The organism is Sulfidibacter corallicola (assembly GCF_017498545.1).
In the GTDB taxonomy this organism is placed as follows: domain Bacteria; phylum Acidobacteriota; class Holophagae; order Acanthopleuribacterales; family Acanthopleuribacteraceae; genus Sulfidibacter; species Sulfidibacter corallicola.
In genome coordinates this window covers 10478903-10488539 of sequence record NZ_CP071793.1, presented here as the reverse complement: position 1 = coordinate 10488539, position 9637 = coordinate 10478903, and the positions used below count along the sequence as shown (strand labels likewise).

Here is a 9637-nt window from a genome sequence, read left to right as displayed (position 1 = left end):
ATTGGTGCCGTGGGGGAGGCGTGCGACGGTGCGGGTCGCACGCCCGAAGGGTTACTGACCGCTCAACTCGGCCAACAGCTCGGGGTCGGCTTCCTCGGCGACCTTGGCCATCACCAGGTCGGCCTGTTCGCTGACGGTTTGTGCGGCCAACAGGCTGCCGCCCGTCATCTCGACGCCGAGCGCCTTGTGGATGCGCGAGCTCAGGTGAACCGCCAGCAGCGAATCGCCGCCCAGTTCGAAGAAATTGTCGTGAATGCCCACCTGGGCCACGCCCAGCAGGTCCTGCCAGATCTCGGCGATTTTTTCCTCGAAGGCGTTTTCGGGCGCTTCGTAGGCGTTGGACAGGTCGGGGCGGGCGTGACGTCCGCTGGGTGCCGGTGCCTGGTCGGCCTGCTCGGCTCCCGTGCCTTCTACCTCGTCGCCATCATCCGCGTCGTGCCGAAGGCTGCACAGCCGCACCCATTTGTCGATGCGCATCCGCAGGTCGCCGGTGGACGTGACCACTTGGCTGAGTCCTTCCTGCGCCAGGATGCGCTCCGTGATGTCCAAGCCTTCCGGCATCGTCATCGCGAGGGCCAACAGCGAATCCTCGGCGGCGCGCGCGGCCTCTTCTTCCAGATCACCCACCAGCCAGCCGTCCCAGTTGACGCTGATCCAGGGGAACGCCGAGTCGCGGTTGCGCAGGTGCACGAAGGCGTCCATGTAGAGGTTGGCGGCGGCGTAATTGATGAAGCCCAGGCCGCCCAACACGGCCGCGATCGACGAAAAGCACAGCACGAAGTCCATCTGGCGTTCGGCCAACAGCCGATCCAGGACCTGAATCCCGCCGACCTTGGGCGCGAAGTGGAAGGCGACGTTGGCGTCGTCGGTCTGTTTGATCGGAAAATAGTGGCTCTCGTCGGTGATGCCCGCCGCGTGCAGCACGCCGTCGATGTGGTCGAACCGCAACTCGGTCTGGGTCATGGCGGCGGCCATCGCGGCGGGGTCGGCGGCATCGGCGGTCACCATCAGGACTTTGGCGCCCAGTGCCTCCAAGCGCCGCATCTGCTCGATCTTGAAGCTGACCTTGTCGTCCTCGCCGGCGTGGTCCGCCAACCAGGCGTCCCATTCGGCGCGCGGCGGCAGCGGTGAGCGGCCCACCAGGGCCAACCGCGCCTGGTACTTCTCCGCAAGCAGGGCGCCCAATTCGAAGCCCAGGTAGCCTTGGCCGCCGGTCACGAAATAGACGCCCTTCGATTTGAACGGCGTGCGCGCCAGCAACCGCTCGCCCAGGTGGATCTGTGCGAAATCTTCGGCGTAGCGCAGGCCGCCGCGAAAGGCGACCACCGGCTCCGGTGCCTCGGAAAACGCCTCGGCCACCAGCTCCTGCGTCCATGCGGGGGACGTGCCCTCTTCCGGAAGTTCCAGTTCCACGGCGCGGCAACGCAAATGCGGGTGTTCCTGCGAGAGGACCCGGCAAAACGCCAGCAGCGTGTTCTTCTCGGGCATCAGCGGTTCCTCGCCGTCGATCTCGAACAGGTGGTTGGCGAAAACCGTGATGCGCGGGTCCGTCTCCGCTCGGAGCAGATCGAGCGCCCGCACGCAGTAGAGCAGGCTCTTGAATCCGCGTTCCTGCAGCTTTTCGAACCGGACGGCCGGGTCCTTGGGACCGCCGGGTCCCGTCACGCTCCAGAAATGCAACAGCCTGGTCGGTGTGTGCTCGCGCTCGCTCAACTCTTCGAACAGGATCTCGTAATCTTCGGGCCGGGCGGGGTGCAGGGTGTACTCGCCGTAATCCAGTTCCGCGAAGCCCGCGCCCGGGGTCACCGTGACCACGTGTTGGCCGGCCTCCAGCAGTCGATCGCGAACGGCCGCGCCCACGCCCTTGTTGTCGAGGAACAGCAGCCAGGCTTCCGGTTGGTCGGGGTCCAGTTCCCCATCGTAGATGCGCGGGCTGCGCGTCCAGTTGGGTACCCAGCACCAGTTGGCCGGGTCGGGATCCTTGCGCAGCTTGGGTTCCTCTTCCTCCTCGGGTTCGTCGGAGGGGGGATCGACCCAGTAGCGGGTGCGCTCGAACGGGTAGGTGGGCAGTTCCAGTCGCAATCGACGCTCGCCCTCGAAGCGCTTCTCCCAAGGGATGTCGATGCCGGCCAACCACAATTTACCCAGCGTGATCATCAGGAAGTCCACATCCGATTGTTCCTCTTTCGGGTGGCGCACACTTGTCAGCAGTTGGGGCGGGTTGTCGCGGTTGATCTGGCGCCGTGTCAAGGTGGTCAGGGTGCGGCCCGGGCCCACTTCCAGCAGCACGAGGTCGGGCGTCTCCATGACCATTTGGATACTCTTGGCGAATTGGACCGAGCCCTTCATCTGCTCCCACCAGTACTGGGGATCGGTGGCCTGTTCCTCGGTGATCCAGTCGCCGGTGAGGCAGGAGATGAAGGGAATGCGTGGTGGCTTCAGGTCGGCTCGGGCGACCGCCGCCAGGAAATCCTCCCTGACCGGTTCCATGCTGACCGAGTGGAAGGCGTTGGAGATGCGCAGCCGGCGGAAGTCGACGCCCATCTCGGTCAGTTTGGCCTCGAAGGCCTCGACCCCGGCTTTCATGCCGGAGACCACGCAATTGTCTGGACTGTTGATGACCCCGACCGAAATGTCGTCGCTCAGCAGGGGCGCGACCTGTTCGGCCGGAAGCGATACGGTGGTCATGGCGCCGTTGGGAAGGCTCTGGGTGAGGCGACCGCGTTCGGCGACCAGCGCGAGGGCGTCTTCGAGGCTCATGACCCCGGCCACGCAGGCGGCGGCATACTCGCCCATGCTGTGGCCGATCAGCATCTGCGGCAGGACGCCCCAGGAGATCCACAGTTGGGCCAGCGCGTACTCGATGGAGAACAGGATCGGCTGGGTGTAGCGCGTCTCGTTGAGCTTGTCGGCGGCATTTTTGCGATCGGCGCGGGGGTAGAGCAGGTCGCGCATGTCGAGGCCGAGAATCGGCAGCAGGTGGTCGGCACAGTAGTCGATGGTTTCGCGGAACACGGATTCGTGTTCGTACAGTTCGCGACCCATGTCGGGGTACTGGCTGCCCTGGCCGGAGAACATGAAGGCCAGGGTGCGGCTGCCCGAGGCGACCTTGGCGCTGAACAGGTCCTTGCCGCTGCGGCGCCGCAGGATGTCGGCGGCTTGCTCGGGGTTCGAAGCGATCAGGAAGCGGCGATGCTCGAAGCCCTTGCGACCCACCTGAAGGCTGTAGGCGATGTCGGCCAGGTCGTCGTCGGTGCGGGCCAGATGCTCGGCCAGGTTGTCGGTCATCTGGTCCAGGGCGCCGGCAGTGCGGGCCGAAAGCGGGATCAACTGGCGGGTGCGCGATGGTGAGCCCGCTTCACGGGGAGGCGCTTCACCGAGGATGATGTGGGCGTTGGTGCCGCCGACGCCGAAGGAGCTGACCGCGGCCAGGCGCTGGCGGCCGTCCTCGATCTGCCAGGGGGTCGGTTCCGTGGCCACGAAGAACGGACTCGTTTCCAACTTCAGTTTGGGGTTCGGTTTCTCGAAGTGGTTGGTGGGATGAAGCACCTTGTCGCGCAGGCACAGGGTCGCGGCGATGAAGCCCGACACGCCCGAGGCCGAGTCGGTGTGGCCGATCGTCGGCTTGACGGAGCCGATGCAGCAGTACTGGCGGGCGGCGGTATCTTTGCGGTAGGCCTGGGTCAGCGCCTCCATTTCGATGGGGTCGCCCACCACGGTGCCGGTGCCGTGGGCCTCGACGAAGCCGATGTCGCGGGCATCGACCCCCGCGTTTTTCAGGGCCGCGCGCACCACCTCGTACTGGCCTCGGGTGCCCGGCGCGGTAAAGCCGACCTTGTCGCTGCCGTCGTTGTTGATCGCGGCACCCTTGATCACCGAGAGGATTTGGTCGCCGTCGCGCAGGGCGTCCTCCATGCGCTTGAGCACGATCACGCCGACACCCTCGCCGATGACCATGCCGCGCGCCTTCTCGTCGAAGGCGCGGCAGGCGCCGTCTGGGGAGAGGATACTGCCTTCGCGGTAGTCGTACCCGGCGACGTGCGGGAACAGGACCGAGACGGCCCCGGCCAGCGCCATGTCGCACTGACGCGAGACCAGCGAGAAGTAGGCTTGGCCGATGGCGACCAGGGCCGTGGCGCAGGAGGCCTGCACGTTGACCGAGGGACCCTTGAGGTCGAGCACGTAGGAAACCTTCGAAGCCACGAAATCCGAGAAGTTGCCGAAGTCGACCTTCATCGAGTCCACCGTCGCCAGCAGCGGGTTGCGAATCAGGTTCTCGGTGAAGTAGTAGTTGGGGCTGCGACCCGCGTAGACGCCCACCGTGCCGGGATAGCGGTCGGGATCGTATCCGGCCTTTTCCAGCGCGGTCCAGGCGTGCTCCAGGAACAGGCGCTGTTGGGGGTCGATGAGCTGGGCCTCGCGCGGCGGGATGTTGAAGAACTCGGCATCGAAGGCGTCGACGTCGTCCAATTTGCCCTTGGCCTTGACGTAATTGGGATCCGCGACCACTTCGCGCGGAACGCCCGCCGCGATCAGTTCTTTCTCCGTGAAATGGGTGATGTTGTCCATCTTGTCGAGGACGTCGCGCCAGTATTCCTCGATGTTGCGGGTTCCGGTAAAGCGGCCGGCCATCCCGATCACGGCAACGTCGCCCGAGCGCCGGGATGCGTCCCTGACGGCGGCAGGTGCCTCGTTGGGCATGGGGTCCTCCTCGTGTGTGGTGCAGGTTGTTTGATGGAGCATTGCCAAGCAGTGCGCAAAGGTGGGTTGCGCGGCGAATGGCTCGAAATCTGTCTCGATGGCCGCGTTTTGCCGTTTCAGCTCGGCGAAAAGCAGGCGTAGATGATCCCGGCTGCCGCCGGCGACCAGAAAATCGTCGTAGGGGCGCGGGGGCGAAACCCCTGGCAGGCGCGATGGCCACATGGCCGCGATGCCGGCCTCGCGCGCGTCGAGCACGGGCAGCTTGTCGAGTGCGGTCGCGGGCTCCGCGATGGCCGCCGCCAGCAGCCGACGGTAGCGACGTAGCAGCGCCAGGACCGTGCCCTCGTCGAAGCGGTCGCGCGTGTATTCGGCGCGCAGGCGGAAATCACCGCCGGCACCCCAGACACTCAGGCTGAAGTCGCAGATGACCGCGCCCAGGTCCACCGGCTCGGCGCGGTGTACCGCACCCAGGTCGGGGTGGAAGTCGAACAGGACCTGGAAGAGCGGGTTGCGGCCCGTGGCCCGCGCTCCCGGGAGTCGGTCCACCAGCACCTCGAACGGCAATTCACCGTGGTCGTGGGCGGCCAGGCTGGTGTCGCGTACCGTGCGCAGCAGGCTGTCGAAGGGTTGATCGCTCGAAACCGAGAAGCGCGGGACCAGGGTGTTGACGAAGCAGCCGGCGACGCCCTGCGCCTCGTCGGCGTTGCGCAACGAGAAGGGCGTGCCGACGATCACGTCTTCCAAACCGGTCTGGAGGTGGAGCAACGCCACGTAGGCGGCCAGACAGACGTGGTAGGCGGTCAGGTCCCGTTGCCGGCAAAAGCGGTCCAGCGCCTCGCTCAGCGTGTTCGGCAGGGTCAGCTCGGCGTAGGTGCCGGCCAGGTGGCCGTCGCCTGAAGGCGGTTTGTGGGGGGCCAGGTCGACCGCCGTCCGTGGGCCCTCCAAATGGGCCAGCCAATATTGCAGTTGGCGCTCCAGGTTTTCGCCCGTCAGGGACCGGTGTTGGTGCGCGGCGAAGTCGGCGTATTGCAGGGGTAAGGGCGCCAGGTTGGCGGGCTGTTCCTCGATCTCGGCTTCGTAGAAGACGACCAGCTCGTCCACCAGCATGCGCAGGGTGGCGCCGTCCGCGATGATGTGATGGAGGTTGAGCAGCAGCTCGGCGTCGTCGTCGCCTCGGTAGAGCGTGGCTCGAATCAGCGGGCCCCGCTCCAAATCGAAGGGACGGCGACCTTCCCGGTGTTGCGCCGCGGCGCGCGACCGGCCGCGATCGATGCGGACCAGTTCGAGGCGCGGCGTCAGACGTTCGCAAATGACGTGGCGCGGCTTGCCGTCCTCGGCGGGGAAGATCGTACGCAGAGCCTCGTGGCGTGTGCACAAGCGACCCAGCGCGCGTTCCAGCGCCACCCGGTCCACGTCCGCCGGCATGCGCAGGCGCAGGGGCATGTTGTACATGGCGCTTTCGGGATGCAGGCGGTTGAGGAACCACATCGCCTGCTGGGCATGGGATAGCGGCAGGCTCTGGTCTCGCGCCACGGTTTGCAGCGGTGGCCGGTCTTGGAGGCCCTTGTTTCGTTGCGCGACGGCCACCTTTGCGGCGATGGCCGCTGCCGTCGCGTCCTCGAAAAAGTCGCGCAGGTTGAACGCGATGCCGTACTCGCGGCGGATCTGGGCCACGGCCCGTGCGGCCAGCAAGGAGTGGCCGCCCATCGCCAGGAAATGATCCCGGAGGCCCAGGTTCGGCTGTTCCAGCAAGTCTGCCAACAGGTCGCGGATACGCCGTTGGATTGGCGTGTGTGCCCCATCCTGTTCCCCGCCGTTCTCGAAACCGGGGTTGGGGAGCAGTTTGCGGTGCAGCTTGCCGGTTGGCCCCAGGGGCAGTTCGTCGAGGATCAGAATGATCCCGGGCTGCATGTATCCTGGCAGTTTGCCGGCCAGGTAGACGCGCACCTCGGCTTCGGCCAGCTCGTTGTCGCCGGCGATCCAGGCGACGAGTACGGGGTCGCCCGTCGGTGCTTTTTCGACCGCGACGTAGGCCTGGGCCACCCTGTCGTGGTGTAACAAGACGTTTTCGATTTCGCCCAACTCGATGCGGAACCCGCGCAGCTTGATCTGGTGATCCCTGCGGCCCTTGAAGTGGATCTGTCCCGCGTCGTCGAGCAGGGCCAGGTCGCCGGTGCGGTAGAGGCGGGCGCCGGGTTGGTCCGCGAATGGGTCCGGGATGAATGCTGCGGCAGTCAACGAAGGGCGGTGCAGGTATCCCCGCGCCACACCGTTACCGCCGATGCACAGCTCGCCGATCATGCCCGCGCCGACCGGGGCGAAGTCGGTGTCGAGCAGGTGAACCCGGGTATTGGCGATCGGTGTGCCGAGTGGCACCGCCTTGGCCTGCTCGGCCACCTGGACGAGGTCGGCCATGACCGCGAAGGTGGTGCACTCGGTGGGCCCGTAGCCGTTCACGATGCGCGCGGTGCCGTGCGTCAACGCCGTGCGCACCGCCGTGGGCACCAGGGCCTCGCCGCCGACGATCGGCGCGCGCACCGTGGCGAAGGCATCCGGCACCTTGGCCACCGTGCGGTTGAACAGGGCCGAGGTGATGAACATCGCGTCGATGGCGAACCTGCGCATGGCCGCGGCGAATCGGTGCGGATCGAGCACCTCGTCCTTGGTCAAGCCCACCAGGGCGGCACCTTTCAGAAGGGGTGACCAGATCTCGAAGGTGGTGGCGTCGAAGGCCGTATTGGCGAAGTGGGCCACCCGATCGCCGGGCTGGATGTCGAGCGCACCGCGGTTGAAGACCAGGCCCAGCACGTTGCGGTGGGTGACGACGACTCCTTTGGGCGTTCCGGTGGAGCCGGAGGTGTACATGACGTAGGCCGCGTTGTCGCCGTGGCAGGCCGGTGGCGGGTGGATCGCATCGCCGACGTCTTGGGCGAGCAGGTCTTCGATCGAAGGAAGCTGAAGGGTTTCGATTTCGAAATCACTCGGCACCGTCACGTCGGTCGCGTGCAAAACCAAACTTGCACGGCTGTCGCGGGCCATGAACGCGATGCGCTCCGGAGGGAATTCGGGATCGATCGGGACGTAGGTTCCTCCCCGTTTCAGGACGGCCAGGATGCCGACCAGGTATTCGGCCGAAACGCCCGCGAGCACGGCCACCGGCGTTTCCAGGCCGATGGCGCGGCGTGAGAGACGGCAGGCCAGTGCGTTCGCCGCCTTGTCGAGCAACGCGTAGCTAAGGGTGTCCGGCCCGAAAATCGCGGCGGGACGGGTGGGATGGCGCCGAACCATTTCCTCGAAACCCTGGATCAGGTGGGTGAAGGGTGGCGGCGTCATGAACGAGTCGTTGAGGCAGGCCATGCGCTTCAGGTAGTCGCCTTTGGTGGTGAGCGGCACCCGGTTCAGCGGCAGTTGGGGAGCGTCGCACAGCCCCTTTAAAAAGTCGCACAGGCCCCGCGCCAGATGACGCACCTGGCCTTCAGCGAAACTGCTTCGGGCGTAGTCGAAACGGAGTGATGTTCCGTTTTCGCTCGCTTCCCATTCAATTTGCAGATCGTACTTGATCGCTCCATTGAAGTAGTGCTCGGCGCGGGCTTGCAGGCCGTCGGCGGCCTGGGGGGCCTTGTCCAGCGGGCTGGCCGAAATGGTGACTTCGAAGGGCTCCGCCGCCGGCACGCTGCTGGCCAAGGGCGCCTGTTGGCGGCGCCGGTGGGCGAGCAAGGTCCCGCCCACGCGTTGAATGCAGGTTTCGAATGTGTCCTCCGGGAGGGCACGCGATACCAGCGGAAGCACGTCGACCGCGAAGGCGAGCAGGGCACGACGATCCTTCTTGCGACCGCGTGAGGCCGGGTACCCCAGACGCAGGCCGTGCAAGCCGCTACGCCGGTGGAGATAGGCGGTGCAGGCCGCGAAAAATGCCGTGAACCGCGATTTGCCCTGATGGGTGGCGACGGTTTCCAGGCGATCCACAAGCCATTGCGGCAGGGGGATCTTGAAACTGCCGCCGACTTGATCACCGGCATGTGAACGGGGCGTGCCGCCCAATGCCGTCGTCAGCGAATCCAGATCGTCGGTGAAGCTGGCGCGCCAATATTCGCGAATGTTTGGTGGCGGCGTTTTCCCTTCGGCGGTGCAAAAGCTCTGGTAATCGGTGACGTTCGGCAATGTGACCGAACCGCCCGCGCAGGCCGCGCGGTACAGGGCGAACAGTTCCTGCAGCAGCACGTTGGCCGACTCGCCGTCGAACATCAGGTGGTGGAGGCGGAACACCAGTACCGCCCTTTCCTTATCGATGCGCAGCAGGGCGAAGCGCACCAGCGGCGCCTGTGTCAGGTCCATCGATTGCCGCAAAAGACGCTCCAGAAAGGCTTCGCGAGGCTCGTCCTCGTCGCCGGCATGCTCGATATCCAGCCGCGGTGTGAGGACCGGCTCGACGATCTGTGCAGCGTGATCCACATCGAGACGCATGCGTAGTGCGGGGTGGCGTGCGACCAGCGTCGACAGGGCTTGCTTCAGCGCGTTCAGGTCCAATGGACCCACGAGATCGACCACCAGGGTTTCGATATAGGCGCGCACGGCTTCGGGCTGATCCGTGAACAGCGCCACCAATTGCCGTTGTTGTGGCGTCAGAGGAAGTCGAAGGGCGGAGGCCGCCTCGTGTCCGCGCCGGCCGGATCCAGCGGGACCGTTTCCGATTTCTGTAGGAACCATTGTACGAACCCCAGATAATAGTTGAATGAATGATTTGAGCCATAGTATTACCGAGAAATGGAGGCGCAAGAATGCCAGATAGATTCAGGGAATAACCGACTCGAAGTGCTTGGAAAATCATCGGTGCTAATCGAAAACAAACATCGATTTTCACCGATGTAATTGAGTGCCGTAAAATTGTGTTAATTATGCTGTGTGGAAAAGAGAGTGATGAAAAAAATGGTGAAAT

1 protein-coding gene is annotated in these 9637 nt (G+C 65.3%); it reads right to left on the bottom strand.

The genetic code is table 11. The features are described from left to right. Positions 1-51: 51 nt before the first annotated feature. Positions 52-9408 (bottom strand): non-ribosomal peptide synthetase/type I polyketide synthase, encoded by a 9357-nt coding sequence (locus J3U87_RS31465; protein WP_237379770.1) that lies wholly within the window; start codon positions 9406-9408, stop codon positions 52-54. Between the last annotated feature and the right edge of the window lie 229 nt (positions 9409-9637).

Excerpts from the sequence above, each read along its gene's own strand:
- J3U87_RS31465 (WP_237379770.1), bottom strand. The coding sequence starts at position 9,408 with ATGGTTCCTACAGAAATCGGAAACGGTCCCGCTGGATCCGGCCGGCGC.